The 15,123-nt window shown below is 65.0% G+C and carries 12 protein-coding genes; 3 read left to right on the forward strand and 9 right to left on the reverse strand.

Features of this window, described 5'->3' with window-relative positions:
- Positions 1-208: hypothetical protein (locus QMA10_RS01065; protein WP_290165318.1), on the forward strand; the 208-nt coding region annotated here is incomplete at its 5' end.
- A gap of 176 nt (positions 209-384) precedes the next feature.
- On the opposite strand, the gene QMA10_RS01070 is transcribed toward QMA10_RS01065, so the two are convergent.
- From QMA10_RS01070 to QMA10_RS01080, 3 genes are all read right to left on the reverse strand, one after another.
- Positions 385-1,143: an SDR family oxidoreductase gene (locus tag QMA10_RS01070; protein ID WP_290165320.1), complete on the reverse strand. Its 759-nt coding sequence runs from the start codon at positions 1,141-1,143 to the stop codon at positions 385-387.
- 194 nt (positions 1,144-1,337) lie between these two features.
- On the reverse strand, positions 1,338-1,622 hold the full coding sequence (locus tag QMA10_RS01075; RefSeq protein ID WP_290165322.1) for a hypothetical protein: 285 nt from the start codon (positions 1,620-1,622) through the stop codon (positions 1,338-1,340).
- Positions 1,623-1,870: 248 nt separating this feature from the next.
- Positions 1,871-5,341 carry a bifunctional proline dehydrogenase/L-glutamate gamma-semialdehyde dehydrogenase gene (locus QMA10_RS01080; RefSeq protein WP_290165324.1) on the reverse strand — a complete coding sequence of 1,157 codons (3,471 nt, stop codon included), beginning with the start codon at positions 5,339-5,341 and terminating at the stop codon, positions 1,871-1,873.
- Positions 5,342-5,474: 133 nt separating this feature from the next.
- Here QMA10_RS01080 and QMA10_RS01085 point away from each other — a divergent pair, with 133 nt between their 5' ends.
- Positions 5,475-6,374, forward strand: coding sequence for a LysR family transcriptional regulator (locus QMA10_RS01085; protein ID WP_290165326.1), 900 nt, complete (start codon positions 5,475-5,477; stop codon positions 6,372-6,374).
- Between the two features lie 68 nt (positions 6,375-6,442).
- Here QMA10_RS01085 and QMA10_RS01090 read toward each other — a convergent pair whose 3' ends face one another.
- The 6 genes from QMA10_RS01090 to QMA10_RS01115 all read right to left on the reverse strand — a co-directional run bounded on the left by QMA10_RS01090 (position 6,443) and on the right by QMA10_RS01115 (position 14,282).
- Positions 6,443-7,411, reverse strand: a complete 969-nt coding sequence (locus tag QMA10_RS01090; protein WP_290165327.1) for a YsnF/AvaK domain-containing protein — start codon at positions 7,409-7,411, stop codon at positions 6,443-6,445.
- Positions 7,412-7,668: 257 nt separating this feature from the next.
- Positions 7,669-9,357 carry a long-chain-fatty-acid--CoA ligase gene (locus QMA10_RS01095; RefSeq protein ID WP_290165329.1) on the reverse strand — a complete coding sequence of 563 codons (1,689 nt, stop codon included), beginning with the start codon at positions 9,355-9,357 and terminating at the stop codon, positions 7,669-7,671.
- A gap of 108 nt (positions 9,358-9,465) precedes the next feature.
- Entirely contained in the window at positions 9,466-10,428 is a 963-nt protein-coding gene (locus tag QMA10_RS01100) for an alpha-L-glutamate ligase (RefSeq protein ID WP_290165331.1), read from the reverse strand.
- Positions 10,429-10,470: 42 nt separating this feature from the next.
- A complete protein-coding gene (locus QMA10_RS01105; protein ID WP_290165333.1) occupies positions 10,471-12,075 on the reverse strand; it encodes an AbgT family transporter in 1,605 nt (534 codons plus the stop codon).
- Positions 12,076-12,092: 17 nt separating this feature from the next.
- On the reverse strand, positions 12,093-13,448 hold the full coding sequence (locus QMA10_RS01110; protein ID WP_290165334.1) for a M20 family metallopeptidase: 1,356 nt from the start codon (positions 13,446-13,448) through the stop codon (positions 12,093-12,095).
- Positions 13,449-13,520: 72 nt separating this feature from the next.
- Positions 13,521-14,282: an SDR family NAD(P)-dependent oxidoreductase gene (locus tag QMA10_RS01115; RefSeq protein ID WP_290165336.1), complete on the reverse strand. Its 762-nt coding sequence runs from the start codon at positions 14,280-14,282 to the stop codon at positions 13,521-13,523.
- A gap of 137 nt (positions 14,283-14,419) precedes the next feature.
- Between QMA10_RS01115 and QMA10_RS01120 the strand changes: the two genes are divergently transcribed.
- Entirely contained in the window at positions 14,420-15,103 is a 684-nt protein-coding gene (locus QMA10_RS01120; protein ID WP_290165338.1) for a phosphoribosyltransferase family protein, read from the forward strand.
- Positions 15,104-15,123: the final 20 nt, after the last annotated feature.

Consider the following 15,123-nt stretch of genomic DNA (forward strand, 5'->3'; position numbering starts at 1 on the left):
CCGCTCCAAGCGGGTCCGAAACATACGCTCCATCCGCCGCGGAGACCATGTGGAAGTACGCAGCGGCGAACAGGTCTACTACCGCGGAGAAGTCCGTGAAACGGCCCCGGGGTTGGGCACCGTCTGGATCCGCGAGGACGACGGAGGAACCCGCACCGCAATCAGCGTTGAAGACTTCACCATTTGGAAGATCACCGCGAAGCACTAGCCGCCGCCCCGAATAGCACAGCCGGTTGTTAGGGTCAGGCATGGACCATCCGGCTGACATCCCCGAGTCTTCCTCCGACTACCGTCCGGGCGAGCCGCTGCGTCCATGGGAGGACACCCGCATTGCCGGATTTGACCTCGCCCTGAGAATCCAGGGAGCCCCTATCGTTCCTGCGGTTAGCGGTCCATGAGCGCCCCGGCGCTGAGATTCAGAGTTGCGGCGGTCATGCTTCCGGCTTTGTCTGAAGCAGCAAAGGCTGCAGCATTCCCGACATCTTCCAGTGTTGCCGCACGCCTCAGCAGAGTGGCGTCCACAATGCTGTTTGCAATGTCTTCTTTTCCGTCCATATCCGGTGGAAGGGACTCGGGAATGCCTCCGCTGCGCAGGGTCACCACGCGGATGCCGTGGGGCCCAAGCTCCACCGCCAGCTGGCGGCGCATGGCCTCCATGGCCTCAAAAGCGGTGATCAGGCCGCCCAGCCAGAGACCCGGCGAAGGGTTGCCCGAACCTCCAAAAGCCAGGATGACGCCGGAACGCTGCTGCATCATGTGCCGGGCAGCCGCACGCGAGGTCAGGAACATGGTTTGCACTGCGGTGGATACCGGCCGCAGATAGTCCTCCACGTACATATCAACCATCGGTTTGCCCTGCACATCACCGTGTTGAATCACGTTCATGGAGATGTCCAGGCTCCCTGCTGCGGCCGTGACATCGTTGGCGTGCTCATCCACAGCCTGTCCGTTGGTGGCGTCGAGCAGCGCAGTTTCCACCAGCCCTCCGCTTGCCCGGATATCCCGGGCCACCTGCTCAAGAGGTTCAGGATGCCGGCCGGCCAGGAAAACGCGTGCACCTTCCCTCGCGAAGGCCCGGGCCACCGCTCCCCCAATCGCTCCTCCTCCACCGTAGATGACGGCATTTTTCTCATTGAGCAGCATGGCGGGACCTCTTCGGGTAGCTGTGGCTGTGGCTGTGGCTGTGGCTGTCCATGATGGCACTGCCCCCACCGGCAAGGACAGGCCCACATGCATGAACAGCCCCACATGTATGAACAGGGGCCCGGAATTCCCCGGGCCCCTGTCCTGCAGTGTTTCTGTACTGCTGTTTCCTACACTGCTGTCTTCCGGTCCTGCTACCAGCGGACCTTCTTTTCCCTCCGCCCCTGTTTCCCGAAACTGTGCGTGGGCTTGTGGTCCTTGCCCAGGCTCTGCCACCCGGGGAGGGCGGACTCCGCGTCCGCACCCGGAACCGGCGGATCTCCGCCGTCGGCGCCGAGCTTTGCTGCTGCTGCCGGGGCGATGTTCACCGTTGCCGTTACCGGCAGCTCGGACGTGTTGGCAGAGACGGACGCAACGGGAGAGACGGGGATGCCAAGCCCGGAAAAGGGCGCGGACGGGTTCTTTTTGGATGATGCCATGGTTGATCTCCGGACTTTTCATAGTACCGGCCGGGAACTGCGCTGATGATGGCCGTCCTGCATAGACAGCATGGACCGCCTACCCGGGCGATACGGGTGAATGGGGGTCAGCGATAAGAGCGGGTGCTCGGAGCCGGCAATCCGGCCCGGAAGGCACCTACTCGTAAATCAGTTCCATGGGCACACCTTAACAAGAAAAGGCGGCACCGGGATAGACCCGTGCCGTCTTTTCTGTTGCCGAATGCGGTCTAGATCAGGGCATCCGAGAGGTGGTTCGGCGTCCCGAAGCGGTGCGCTGTGATGCTCACGGCCTGCTCATGCAGGAACGGCAGCAGCTCAACGCGCCCGGCCTCGGTGACCGGGTTGGCATAGACGGCTACGTCCGGCCGTCCGCCGAGGGCCGTGGCCAGATCCGAGGCGCCGGAGCCGATCAGGCGGATCCGGGTCCCCTGCACAGCCGGGTCAAACGCTGCAGCGGAAGCCAGCCATTCGGCGTCGTTCTCCTCCGTCACGGGGATTCCCTGTTCCGTCAGGACGGCCCGAAGCGCCAGCGGCAGTTCGACGCCGGTGGAGATCCGAAGCGTCGATCCGGCCAGCAGTCCGGCAGCGGCCACGCGAACAAGAGCATCCAGCGGCTCGTTCTCGGACAACCGGATGGTGACCGGCAGCGGCCGGTAGCGGAACACGTTGCGTTCCGCGCTCAGCGCTGACACGTCCTGAGTGGTGCCGAACTCCTCGGCCCACGCCGCGGCATCGCTGCCCAGTGCACGCTGCAGGAATCCGGTATCCGCGGTGAAGCTGTTTGAACCTGCGGCAGCCAGGAGCTTGGCAGCGCCCTGATGACGAACCCGGCTTCCGCTGCCGGTGGCCGTTGCCGGCTCCCATGTGCCCAGGCCCATGAGGTAGTTGGGACCGCCGGCCTTGGTTCCGGCGCCCACCGCTGATTTCTTCCAGCCGCCGAAGGGCTGGCGCTGGACAATGGCACCGGTGATGCCGCGGTTGATGTAGAGGTTGCCGGCCGAAATGTTCTCCAGCCACAGGTCCATCTCCGCCGGATCCAGCGAGTGCAGGCCGGAGGTCAGTCCGTAGTCGATCTGGTTCTGCAGTGCGATGGCTTCTTCCAAGGTGTCTGCGGTCATGACCCCGAGGATGGGACCAAAGTACTCGGTGAGGTGGTATTCGGAACCGGGACGAACCCCGGTGCGCACGCCCGGGCTCCAGAGACGGCCGGAATCATCGAGCTGCTTCGGCTCAATGAGCCAGGACTCGCCTTCGCCCAGCACGGTCAGTCCGCGGAGCAGCTTGCCTTCGGCGGGTTCAATGATCGGACCCATCTGCGTGACGGCGTCCACCGGATAGCCGACCTTGAGCGACTGCACGGCGTCCACCAGCTGGTTCCGGAAGCGGGGAGACTTGGCCACCGAACCCACAAGGATCACCAGGGAGGCTGCCGAGCACTTCTGGCCCGCGTGGCCGAAAGCGGAGGAAACGACGTCGCGCGCGGCCAGGTCAAAGTCGGCGCTGGGCGTGACGATGACGGCGTTCTTTCCCGAGGTTTCCGCCAGCAGGGGCAAATCAGGGCGGAAGGAACGGAACAGCTCTGCCGTTTCATAGCCTCCGGTGAGGATGACGCGGTCCACGGAAGGATCTGAAATGAGCTGGCGGCCGAGTTCACGCTCGCCCAGCTGGACCATCTGCAGGACATCGCGGGGAACGCCGGCTTCCCAGAGTGCTTCCACCATGACGGCTCCGCTGCGCGCGGACTGGCGGGCCGGCTTGATGATCACCGAGGAACCGGCCGCGAGGGCGGCCAGGGTGGAGCCGGCAGGAATGGCTACCGGGAAATTCCAGGGCGGGGTAACCACCGTGAGCCGGGCCGGGACGAAGCGGGCGCCGTCGATGTTTTCCAGGTCCTTGGCCCGCTCAGCGTAGTAATGCGCAAAGTCGACGGCTTCGGAAACCTCGGGATCCGACTGGTCCAGGGTCTTGCCGGTTTCATCGGCCATGACCTCCATCAGGTCTGCACGGTGGTCTTCGAGGATGCTGCCTGCTCGGTGCAGGATCTCGGCACGGTCGGCACCGCTGAGGGCGGCCCAGCCCCTGCTGGCGGAAACAGCTGTCTCGATGACCGCGGAGAGCGCCTCTTCGTCGGCCACCCGGGCATCGGCAACGGCTGCCTTGCCCAGCGGTGAGCCTTCGATCCGGCTCAGGATGGAGCGGCCCCAGGCCTGGTTGGCCGGAAGCGAAGGATCGGTGTCCGGAGTGTTGCTGAAGCCCTGGTTCACGGCGCCGCCGGATACGGCAGGACGCGGCTGGCTGCGGTCCTGGATGCGGTTCGGGGCGGGAACCCGGTCATCCAGGTCTTCCAGCGACGTGAGGAAACGCAGCTTCTCCCGCTCGAAGAGGGCTTCGTTTTCACTGAGCTCAAAGACGGCGGACATAAAGTTCTCGGAGCTGGCGCCCTCTTCGAGGCGGCGGATCAGGTAGGCGATGGCGACGTCGAACTCCGCCGGGTGCACCACGGGCGTGTACAGCAGAAGCGATCCGACGTCACGCTTGACCACCTCGGCCTGGCCGGTGGCCATGCCGAGCAGCATCTCGAATTCAATGCCCGCGGTCACGCCGCGCTGCTTGGCCAGCAGCCAGGCGAAGGCGATGTCGAAGAGGTTGTGGCCGGCAACACCGATCCGCACGTTGTCCACGTGCCCGGGCTGCAGCGCGTAGTTGATGACGCGCTTGTAGTTGGTGTCCGTTTCCGCCTTGGAGCCGCAGGTGGCCAGCGGCCAGTCGTGCAGCGAGGCTTCCACCTGTTCCATGGGCAGGTTGGCGCCCTTGACCACACGGACCTTGATGGAGGCACCGCCGCCGGCGCGGCGGGCGGCGGCAAATTCCTGCAGGCGCATCATGGCGGACAGCGCATCCGGGAGGTAGGCCTGGAGCACAATGCCGGCTTCCAGGTCCTTGAACTCGGGCATGGACAGGAGTTTGGTGAAGACCGCCATGGTCATCTCCAGGTCCTTGTACTCCTCCATGTCCAGGTTGATGAACTTCTTCTGCGCAGAGGAAGCAGCCCGGCGGTAGAGCGGAGTCAGGCTTTCCACCACGTGGTCCACTGCCTCGTCGAAGGCCCAGTGCGAGTGCGGCGAGACAGTGGAGGAAACCTTGATGGAGACGTAGTCGACGTCGTCGCGCGCGAGGAGCTCGTGGGTGCCCTGCAGGCGGCGGGCAGCTTCGTTCTCGCCAAGGACGGCCTCGCCCAGGAGGTTCATATTCAGCCGGATGCCGTCCTTGCGGATGCCGGCAATCGCTTTTCCGAGCCGGGCGTCGGTGGCGTCCACGATGAGGTGGCCAACCATGCGGCGCAGCACCTTGCGGGCCACCGGGATGACAACCTGAGGCAGCGCAGGAGCCATCACCCCGCCGAGGCGGACAGCCGAGCGCATGTACCAGGGCAGGAAGCCGGGAACCCGCGGCGCCAGGGCGGCAAGGTTTCGGCCCGCCACATGCAGGTCCTCGGGGCGGATAACGCCGTCAACGAATCCCACGGTGAAGTCCAGTCCGGCCGGGTCCTTGAGTACTCCGGCAAGCTGGGCAGCGGAGGCGTCCACCGGGACGGACGCTGCTTCGGCGAGCCAGCGGCGGACCAGGGCCACGGCTTCCTCGGCCAGCGCCTGGGGGGTGTCCGATCCCGCGGTGGTTTCGGTGATGGTGTTGCTCATGCGGGCAGCTCATTTCAACGTACAACTAATAGGTATTCCTCTAAGTATCCGCACTATTTCCCGTTAGGCAACGGTACCTTTTCTAAACGATATAGGTTAGATTTACTAATGAATCCAAAGGCAGGAAATTACAGTGCTCGATGTTCGCCGCATGATCCTTCTCCGTGAGGTCAAAGCCCGCGGGACCCTGGCCGCAGTGGCGGAAGCGCTGGACCTCAGCCCCTCTGCGGTGTCCCAGCAGCTCGGTCAGCTGGAGAAATCCGTAGGTGTGGAGCTGCTGCGGAAAACCGGACGCGGCGTGCAGCTGACTCCGCAGGCCGAGATCCTGGTGGCGCATGCCTCCGACATCCTGGAGTCACTGGAACGGGCCGAAGCGGACCTCGCCTCGTCCCTGACATCGGTGACCGGGACAATCCGGGTGGCAGTGTTCCAGTCGGCCGCGCTGGCGCTCCTGCCCGATGCCCTGCGGATCCTGCGGCGCGAGCACCCTGAGCTGCGGGTGCAAATGGTCCAGCGCGAACCCGAAACGGCGCTCTATGAAACATGGGCCCGGGACTTTGATCTGGTGATTGCCGAACAGTACCCCGGCCATGCCGCCGTCCGGCATGCCGAACTGGACCGGGTGCACCTGACATCGGACGCCATCCGCCTGGCCGTACCGCATGAGGGCCTCCCGCCGGTGCGCACCCTGGCGGACACCGCTGATGTGCCCTGGGTGATGGAACCGCGGGGCGCCGCGTCCCGGCACTGGGCAGAACAGATTTGCCGGAGAGCCGGATTCGAGCCGGATGTCCGCTTTGAAACGGCAGATCTGCAGGCCCAGATCCGGCTGATCGAGTCCGGCAACGCCGTGGCCCTGATGCCGGATCTGGTCTGGACCGGGCGTGAACCCAGCGTGCAGCTGCTGGAGCTGGAGGGTAAGCCGCACCGCAGCATTTTCACGTCGGTGCGGCGGGCCGGCGCCAACCGGCCGGCGGTCCTGGCGTGCCGTGAGGTGCTTGAGCGCACCGCGCGGCAGGTTGCTGCACCCTAATACGGGCGTTAAAGGCATGCGGGGTTCCGGCAGCTGCCGGAACCCCGCCCTCAAATGGTGCCTTTCAGTTACCTTCCGCTGCCCGAGCCGCTCTCTCCGGATGTGCCGCCCGACGCGCCGCCGGAGTGGCCGGACCCGCCATGTGAATCCGTGCCGGAGCTTCGACGGACGCTGTCGTCAATCTCCGTTTCAATCTGCTCCTTGCGGACTTCCTCGGACACGCTTTCCGAGTCCGTGACGGTTTCCGTATCCATCCGGACGCGCTCCACCGGCACCGTCTTCTTACTGACGACCGGCTCCTCAGCGTGGAGGGTCACTTCATGCTCCTCTTCGCTGAGCTCCGGCCCGGACATGGCCGAACCTGCAGTGGCATCCGTGACCGGCTCACGCTCAATGCGGACCTCTTCATGGCTGACCGGAACCTCGGTGGTGACGGTCTCCGTGACGACGTACTTCCGCAGGCGCGCCCTGCCTGTCTCGTGGGACCGGGTGCCCACATCCAGCTGCTCTTCCGAGCGGGTCATGGCGTCATCCGTGGTGGGGCCGGAGGTATCCCTGCCCACGGTCGAATCCGCTGACATGCCGGACCGCGTCAGGTCGCTGTCCTCCGTGAAGTCCGACCGTTCGCCGGACCGGGTTCCGACACCCGCCGAATCGGTCATGGTGGAGTCCGTCATGGTGCCTGCATCCATGGTGGCGACGTCATCGCTGCCGTCGTCGTACGTGAACCCGTAGTACCGGTAAAGGGTCACCTCTTCTTCGGGAGAGATGGATCCGTCGGCTTCGACCTGCGGGGAGTTCTTCACCTCGTCCTTGGAGTAGGGAACCAGGACGTCCACACCCTCCACCGTCGCTTCGCTGAGGGGCACGAAGGACTCGTTCGTTCCGAGAATTCCCGTGTTGACCGTAACCCAGGCGGGTTCGTTGGTCTGGTCATCCAGATAGAACGTTCCAACGGCGCCGATCTTGTCACCGTTGGGGCCCAGGACGTTGCCGGAGCCTGCCATGAGACCTTCAACTTGCTGGTTGCTGATCATGCTCTTCTCCTTCAGCTGTGAAAACATCGCCGTTGTGCGGCTTGGTTCACGTTGGCCGGAGCCTGAACAGGCATCGTGAAGATACAGGCAACCGATCAGTCGCCGATCAACCTTCGAGGTAGCGTGCCAAACTCCGGGATGAGCCCTGTGGGGGCTTTTGGTGGGCGGCTGTAGCATCAAGCAGGCCTGAAATCCCAAGCCTGCTTACTATTCCAACCCACCGCCTTCGGAGCGTCAATAGGCAAAGTGGAAGGGGCTTACTCCGCCTCGGTCAGCATTTCGCGCACCTGGCGGCGGAGCACCTTGCCCAGCAGGGATTTGGGCAGCTCATCGATCGCCACAATCCGGCGCGGAACCTTGTACGGCGTGAGCCGCTCGCGGCACCAGGCGCGCAGTCCGGCTTCATCCAGTTCCGCACCTTCGGTCAGGACAACAGCCGCGACAACCTGCTCGCCGCCGTCGGGCCGGGGCAGGCCCACCACGGCGACATCGGCAATAGCCTGGTTGCTGCGCAGCACTTCCTCCACTTCGGTGGGGGAAACGTTGAAGCCGCCGGTGATGATCAGTTCCTTGCGGCGGTCCACCACCTTCACAAAGCCGTCGTCATCCACCGTGACGATGTCGCCGGTGCGCAGCCAGCCGCCGTCGAGCAGCACCTGCTCGGTGTCCTCGGTGTTGTTCCAGTAGCCGGCGAAGACCTGCGGGCCGCGGATGAGCAGTTCACCCGGCACACCGTGCGGCACATCGGAGGAGGGCTGTTCCGGATCGACAACGCGCATTTCGGTGCTGGGGAAAGGAACACCGATGGTGCCGTTGCGGCGGCTCTCCGCGAACGGATTTCCCAGCGCGACCGGCGAAGATTCGGTGAGGCCGTAACCCTCCACCAGCAGGCCGCCGGAAACCTCTTCCCAGAGCTTCACGGTGGACGCCGGCAGGGTCATGGCTCCTGAAATGGCGTAGCGGATGGTGGACAGGTCAATGCCGCGCTTCTTGGATTCCAGCGCGGTCTTTTCATAGATCGGCGGGACGGCGCAGAACACGGTGGGCTTGGATTTCTTGGCAGCATCCATTACCAGGTCCACATCGAACTTGGGGAACAGCACCAGCCGCGACCCGGTCAGGATGGAGAAGGTCAGGTAAAGGGTCAGGCCGAAGGCATGGAACATCGGCAGTACGCCGTAAATGACTTCCTTGCCCTCCTGCGCTCCGTGCATCCAGGCCTGGCCCTGCAGGGCGTTGGAGCGCAGGTTGAAGTGTGTGAGCATGACACCCTTGGGAACTCCCGTGGTGCCGGAGGTGTACTGCAGCGCGGCCACGTCCCGCACCGACGGGCGGGGATGGGCGCTGTCGATCGGAGCCGAGCTGAGCAGCTTTTCCCAGGACATGGTGTTTTCGGTTTTTGTCGTGAGCCCCGCGCGGGTGCGGCGGATCGACGGCAGGGGCAGCCGCAGGCCAATACGCTTGAGCCGCGGCATGGCCTTGGTGATGTCCACGGCGATCACGGTTTTGACGGCAATATCATCGGGGAAGTCCTGGATTTTTTCCACGGCCTTGTCCCAGACGATCGCTACCTGCGCGCCATGGTTTTCAAACTGGTGGCGAAGTTCGCGTTCCGTGTACAGCGGGTTGTGGCCGACGACGACGGCGCCCAGACGGAGCACGGCGTAGAACGCGATGAGGTACTGGGGGCAGTTCGGCAGCACGATGGCAACGCGGTGGCCCCGGCGCACGCCCAGCTTCCGGAGCCCCTCGGCGGCACGGCTGATCTGGTCGCCCAGCTCGGTGTAGGTGGTTTCGGCACCGAAGAATTCCAGCGCCACATTGGACCCGTAGCGGGCAACGGCGTCTTCCACCATGTCCGTCAGTGACTCGGTGGGCAGCTCAATGGTTGCCGGAACGCCGGGCTGATAGTTCTTGACCCACAGTGGTTCCTGGGCAGCAGTCATTGAAGAAGCTCCTTCACTTTGAATAATCCTGACTATAGCGACGCGCCCGGCCCGGAGATAAATTTTTTGTCCTGCACCACGTCTGAGGAGGGCAGAAAAATGCGGGCCTTAGCCGGCAACCTCTTTAAGATACTGAGCCAGCGCCCGGGGTGCCGACCGCGGGGCGGCGGCCTCGACCACGGCGTTGTAGTTGGTGTTGGTGTTTACGTCGTAGGTGAGGATGCGGCCGTCGGCCGTTTCCATGAATTCGATGCCGCAGACCTCCAGTCCCGTCCGCTTGGCGAAGTCCAGGTACTTGCCGATGATCGGGTGGTCAAAATCCTCCCGCAGGCTGAAGAGCTGGGTGTCCTCATCCGGGGCGATCGTGGCGCCGGGCGGCATGATCGGCTTGCCGGTGGACGGGTCAATGGCGCACGCGTCCGCCGGGCAAAGCTGGAATCCGCCGCGGGCGGTGTCTGCGCGGATGGCATAGATGAACTCCCCGCCCACGATCTCCACGCGGGTGATGAAGGGCTCGGCGGCGTTGATGAACTCCTGAATGAGGGTGATGCCGTCAGCGGGTTCCTCAAAGTCGGGTCCCGCCACGTAGTCGGCAAGCTCGCCGTGGGACTCGAACTTCCGGACTCCCAGTCCCTTGCCTCCCTGGTTGTGCTTGGTGATGAAGGGGGCCTGGAATTCCTTGGCTGCGTCCAGAATGGAGTCCCGGCCGACGGCGGCCACTGTGCGCGGAGTATCGATGCCGGCAGCCCGCAGGGCGGTGAGCTGATCCACCTTGCTCATTTCCAGCTCCAGGATCCGCCGTCCGTTGACCGTCCGCCGCCCGTGGGCTTCCAGCCAGGACAGCACCGCCCGGGCATAATCCTTGGACAGGCCGTGGTCCCTGGTGTGGGATGAGGCGCTGATCCGGGACCAGAAGATTCCCTCCGGCGGCACGGAGTCCAGGTCCAGGACGCCGTCGGTCAGCAGCCATTCCTCCACTTCCAGTCCTTCGGCTTCGAAGGCGCGGGCAAACGGCGGAAACCATTCGGGGTTCTCATGCAGGGCGTAGATCTTAGGGCTGGTCGAACTCATGTCGCGTTGCCTTTCGATGTAGTGGTTATCCGGATCCAGCGTTTAGCCGTCGATGTATATTCCATTGCCCGGGCCCATAGGCAGGCCGAAAACAAAGAAGACGGTCAGCACGCCTACCCAGGCGAGCCAGAAAAGCACGGTGAAGGGCAGCATGCGGGCAATGACCGTACCCAGCCCGGCCTGCGGTTCATATTTGCGGAGCATGGTCAGCAGCACAATCATGTAGGGGTTCAGCGGGGTCAGGATCTGGGTGGCGGAGTCCCCCACCCGGAACGCACCCTGGATGAAGGCCGGTTCGAAGCCAAGCAGGGCGAACATCGGCACGAACACCGACGCCATCAGCGTCCACATGGCCGAACCGGAAATGATGAACAGGTTCAGCAGCGACGCCAGGAGGATGAACCCGATGATGGCGGGGTAGCCGGTCAGCCCGATGGACTCCAGGCCCGAAGCGCCGGCGACGGCCAGCCAGTTGCCGATTCCCGACCAGTTGAACAGCGCGATGAACTGGCCGAGGATGAACGCCAGCACCAGGAACCCGCTCATGTCCTTGATCGCGGCCCCCATGACCCGCGGAACATCTTTGCCGGAGGCGATCGTGCCGGTGATCTTTCCATAAATCAGGCCCGGCACGGTGAACATGATGAAGACAATGAAGACGATGGAGCTCAGCAGCGGTGATTTGGGCAGGTAGCCGCCGTCTTCATTCCGCCAGGGCGAGTCCGGCAGGAGGGCCCCCGTGAGGATGGCGGCGGCGACGACGGCACCGGCCGCCACTGCCCGGATAACGCCCCGGCGTTCCACGGCAGTGAGGGTGGACGACAGTGCTGCCGCGGGCAGGCCGGCAGGCTGCGTTCCCGGAACGGAGTCCTCATCGGCGGCAGTTTCCTCGGTGGGCACTTCCTGCCGGCGCAGCCGGGGCTCCAGGATCCTGTCGATGATGAACCCGGTCAGCATGATCAGCACGATCGAGGACGCCGCGTTGAAGAAGTAGTTGGACAGCGGGTTCACCGGGGAACCCGGATTCGGCAGCGTCTCGGTCACCGCCGTCGTAATGCCCGAGAAGAGGGCATCCAGGCTGGTGACGAGCAGGGAGGTGGAGTAGCCCGCGCCGGCGGCGGCAAAGCCGCCCAGGAGACCGGCCACAGGATGGCGGCCGGCGGCCTTGAAGACCAGTGCCGCCAGCGGCGGGATGACCACAAACGCGGCATCGGACATGATCGAGCCGGTGACTCCCACGAAGCCGACCGCGTACGGGAGCGCCCACCGAGGTGCCGACCCGAAGGCCTTGCGGATCAGCGCCGAGAGCAGGCCGGACTTCTCCGCCACCCCCACGGCCAGCAGGATCGGCAGCACCGTAGCCAGCGGGGGAAAGCCCAGATAGTTGGCTCCGAGGGTGGTGGTGAACCAGCTCAGGCCCTCCGCGGTAAAGAAGCCCTTGATGACCGTTTCCTCGGTCGCCCCGGGAACGGTCACCACCACATTGGCCCAGGCCATGGCCGTGGAGACCACCGCGACAATCAGGAAAAGGATCAGGAAGAGCATGAACGGGTCCGGCAGTTTATTGCCCACGCGTTCAATGCCGCCCAAAAGGCGGTCCGGGAAGTTGGAGCGGGTCCTGACGGATGCAGCGGGATTACTGGTCATGCCGGTCTCATTTCCTGTCAGTCGAAATAGCGGGCAACATCAACCGGTCCGCCGGCAGCGGCAAACTCATCGGCCACGGCACGGCGGAGTTCCGGATCACACAGATAATCAAGGGCGGTCAGCGCCAGGCCTGCGGCGCCGTCAATTGCCCCCGATTCTGCAGCGGGGGATGCGGCCGCCTCAGCGAAAGCCCGGGTGTGCAGAGCAACGTCCGCCGGTGCAATGCCGATCAGCGGGTGGATGCCCGGGATACGGTAGCTGACGTTGCCGAAATCCGTGGACGCGGCAATGGTTTCCGACACCACGCCGGCGGGCAGCGGGCTGCGGCCGCGGCGCTGCTGTGCGCTGACCCAGCGCCCGGTCAGGGCGGTGTTGGTGCGCACCGGAAGCGACGGCGGATGTTCGTCCCAGTCGATGCTGACGCCGGTGCCGGTCATCAGGGCGGCGCCGCGGGCAATGTCCTCCAGCCGGGAGCTGAGGTCCTTCAGCGTTTCCGGATATTTGGACCGCGCATAGAGTTTCATCACGGCCTTTTCGGGGATCACACTGGGACGCTGCCCGCCCTCCGTGATGATGGCGTGGACCCTGTCCACGGGCGGCAGCTGCTGCCGGAGCAGGCCGATGGCGCTGTAGGCCAGGGATGCGGCATCCAGGGCGTTGCGTCCCATGAACGGCTGGGCGGAGGCATGGGCGGCGACGCCGGAGAAGGTCACGGTCAGCAGCCGCCGGCCCAGCCAGACCTGCTCGGCCAGGTCCATGGCGTAGGGGTGGACCATAATGGCCGCATCCACGTCATCGAACGCGCCGTTGCGCGCCATGACTTCCTTGCCGGAATGCCCTTCCTCGGCCGGCGTGCCCAGGAAGACCACGCGGCCAGGGAAGGCCTGCGGGTTTTCCTCCAGCGTTTTGGCCAGCGCAATGAAGGCTCCCGCTCCGGTGGCCGCTATGACGTTGTGCCCGCACGCATGACCCACCTCCGGCAGGGCATCATATTCGCTGAGGATGGCGATGGCCGGTTCGCTGTCCGTCCCTGCGTCCAAAGGGGCGGATGCTGAGCCGATTTCGGCCCGGATGGCTGTGGGCAGTCCGTGAACCCCCAGTTCGGCCTTGATGCCGTGGCGCCGCAGCAGCTCCACGAGGAAAGCGGCGCTGCGGTGCTCTTCATAGGCGGTTTCCGGATCCCCGTGCAGCGTATGCACAACGTCGTTGAGATCCGCAGCCAGCGCATCCACCTGCGCTTCCACCGCCGCGGACAGCTTGGCGGCTGCCCCGGCATACGGAGATGCCGGGGCCTGCGCCGTTTCCATCCGGCGCCCGGTTTCGGCGTCGAGCTGGTTGAGGTAAGCGGGACTGGGGTTTGTGGCGCTTGTCATAGCCACCCAGACTAAGGGCCGGGCCCCGGAAGGAACGAGCTGGATTACGGCGTGTTCCGGACCGGCCGGCAGCTACCGGCCGCGGCCGGCGATGCGTGCTACGAGCGGCTGCGGGCCCCGGGCGCCGAACCAGGCCAGTGCCTTGTAGCGCTTGCTGGGAATGGAGATGCCCTTGCCGGCAAACGCATCCGCGAGGCCTTCCCGGACCACGCGTTCGGCATCGAGCCACATCCAGCCCGGGTACACGGTCTTGTCCATGTCCATGCGCTGGTGGAATTCCGTGTGTACAAAGCCGGGACACAGCGCTGTGACGTGCACACCGCGTCCGCCGTAGTTGATGTTCGCCCAGCGGCTGAACGTAATGACCCAGGACTTGGCCGCACTGTAGGTGCCGCGCGGAATGAATCCGGCCACGGAGGCCACGTTAATGATGTGGCCCCGGGGTTCCTCCATCCTGGAGAGCATCGTGTTCAGGGCGGTGTGGCTGAGCTGCAGCGGTGCGGCCACCAGGACGTTGAGGTGGTCCATTTCAGCCGTCAGCCCGTTGCGTTCAAAGCTGTTCTTCAGCCCGTAGCCCGCGTTGTTCACGAGCAGGGCAATATCCGGTTTCTCCAGCCGGCGGCTCACCCGTTCAACGCCTTCGGACTCGGCCAGGTCCGCCGCAATGTACTCCGTCCGGACGGAGTACTCCGCTGCCAGGCGCCCGGCGGATTCCTTCAACCGCTCCTCATTCCGGGCGGTGAGGACCAGGTTGTAGCCGCGGTTCGCGAGCTGGCGGGCAAATTCGGCACCGATGCCGGACGTGGCGCCGGTGATCAAAGCTGTGGGAGTCATGGGTCCACCTTTCCACGCCCACCCTGCTATGCCCGGCAGCCTTTCGCAATCCGCCGCACGGGATGACCGCCGCAGCCTTGCCAGCCGTGCCGGTGCCGCCCTACCGTTTCAAGAAACCGGCCCCGCTAGGAGGAGCCATGGCACCATTACGCCGGTATCGGGACAGGCAGGACTCCGGAGTCCAGCTGGGCGTAACGCTGGCTCCCTACCTCGGCGCGCCAAACCTGCTGGTACTGGGCCTGCCGCGCGGCGGCGTTCCCGTGGCCGCCGAAGTCGCCAAGCTGCTCCACGCGCCGCTCGATGTTGTCGCGGTGCAGAAAGTGGGATTCCCCGGGCAGCCCGAACTGGCCGCCGGAGCTATGGCATGGGTGGCCGGAACAATCACCACCGTGCAAAACGAGGCCGTGCTCGCAGATTGGCAGCACCCCCTGCGTCCCGGCAGCTCCGCCGCCACCGCGGAGCAGGCCTTTGACGCCGCCGCCACCATTGCGCAGCTGGAGCTGATTCGCCGCGACAAGCTTTACCGCATGCGCCGGGACCCGCTGAATGTTCACGGCCGCACGGTGGTGCTGGTGGATGACGGGCTGGCCACCGGCGCGTCCATGCGCGCGGCCCTGCAGGGACTCCGCCGGCAGGATCCCGCCAAGCTGGTGGCGGCGGCGCCAGTGAGCTGCGGTCCGGCGGCCGAAACCGCAGTGGCGCTGGCCGACGACGTCGTTATCCCGTGGCAGGGGATTGGGCTAACCGCCGTTGGGCAGGCCTACGAGAACTTTGATCAGACCACCGACGCCGAAATCCGGCGCCTCCTCAACCTCCCGTAAGGCACCCGTGAAGGGGAACA

Origin of the sequence: Arthrobacter sp. APC 3897, from assembly GCF_030407495.1 — a bacterium.
Classification (GTDB): Bacteria; Actinomycetota; Actinomycetes; order Actinomycetales; family Micrococcaceae; genus Arthrobacter_B.

Bases quoted from the DNA above. Each gene is read 5' to 3' on its own strand.
- QMA10_RS01080 (WP_290165324.1), bottom strand. From the start codon at position 5,341: ATGAGCAACACCATCACCGAAACCACCGCGGGATCGGACACCCCCCAG.
- QMA10_RS01070 (WP_290165320.1), bottom strand. From the start codon at position 1,143: ATGCTGCTCAATGAGAAAAATGCCGTCATCTACGGTGGAGGAGGAGCG.
- QMA10_RS01110 (WP_290165334.1), bottom strand. From the start codon at position 13,448: ATGACAAGCGCCACAAACCCCAGTCCCGCTTACCTCAACCAGCTCGAC.
- QMA10_RS01115 (WP_290165336.1), bottom strand. From the start codon at position 14,282: ATGACTCCCACAGCTTTGATCACCGGCGCCACGTCCGGCATCGGTGCC.
- QMA10_RS01095 (WP_290165329.1), bottom strand. From the start codon at position 9,357: ATGACTGCTGCCCAGGAACCACTGTGGGTCAAGAACTATCAGCCCGGC.
- QMA10_RS01105 (WP_290165333.1), bottom strand. From the start codon at position 12,075: ATGACCAGTAATCCCGCTGCATCCGTCAGGACCCGCTCCAACTTCCCG.
- QMA10_RS01120 (WP_290165338.1), top strand. From the start codon at position 14,420: ATGGCACCATTACGCCGGTATCGGGACAGGCAGGACTCCGGAGTCCAG.
- QMA10_RS01090 (WP_290165327.1), bottom strand. From the start codon at position 7,411: ATGATCAGCAACCAGCAAGTTGAAGGTCTCATGGCAGGCTCCGGCAAC.
- QMA10_RS01075 (WP_290165322.1), bottom strand. From the start codon at position 1,622: ATGGCATCATCCAAAAAGAACCCGTCCGCGCCCTTTTCCGGGCTTGGC.
- QMA10_RS01100 (WP_290165331.1), bottom strand. From the start codon at position 10,428: ATGAGTTCGACCAGCCCTAAGATCTACGCCCTGCATGAGAACCCCGAA.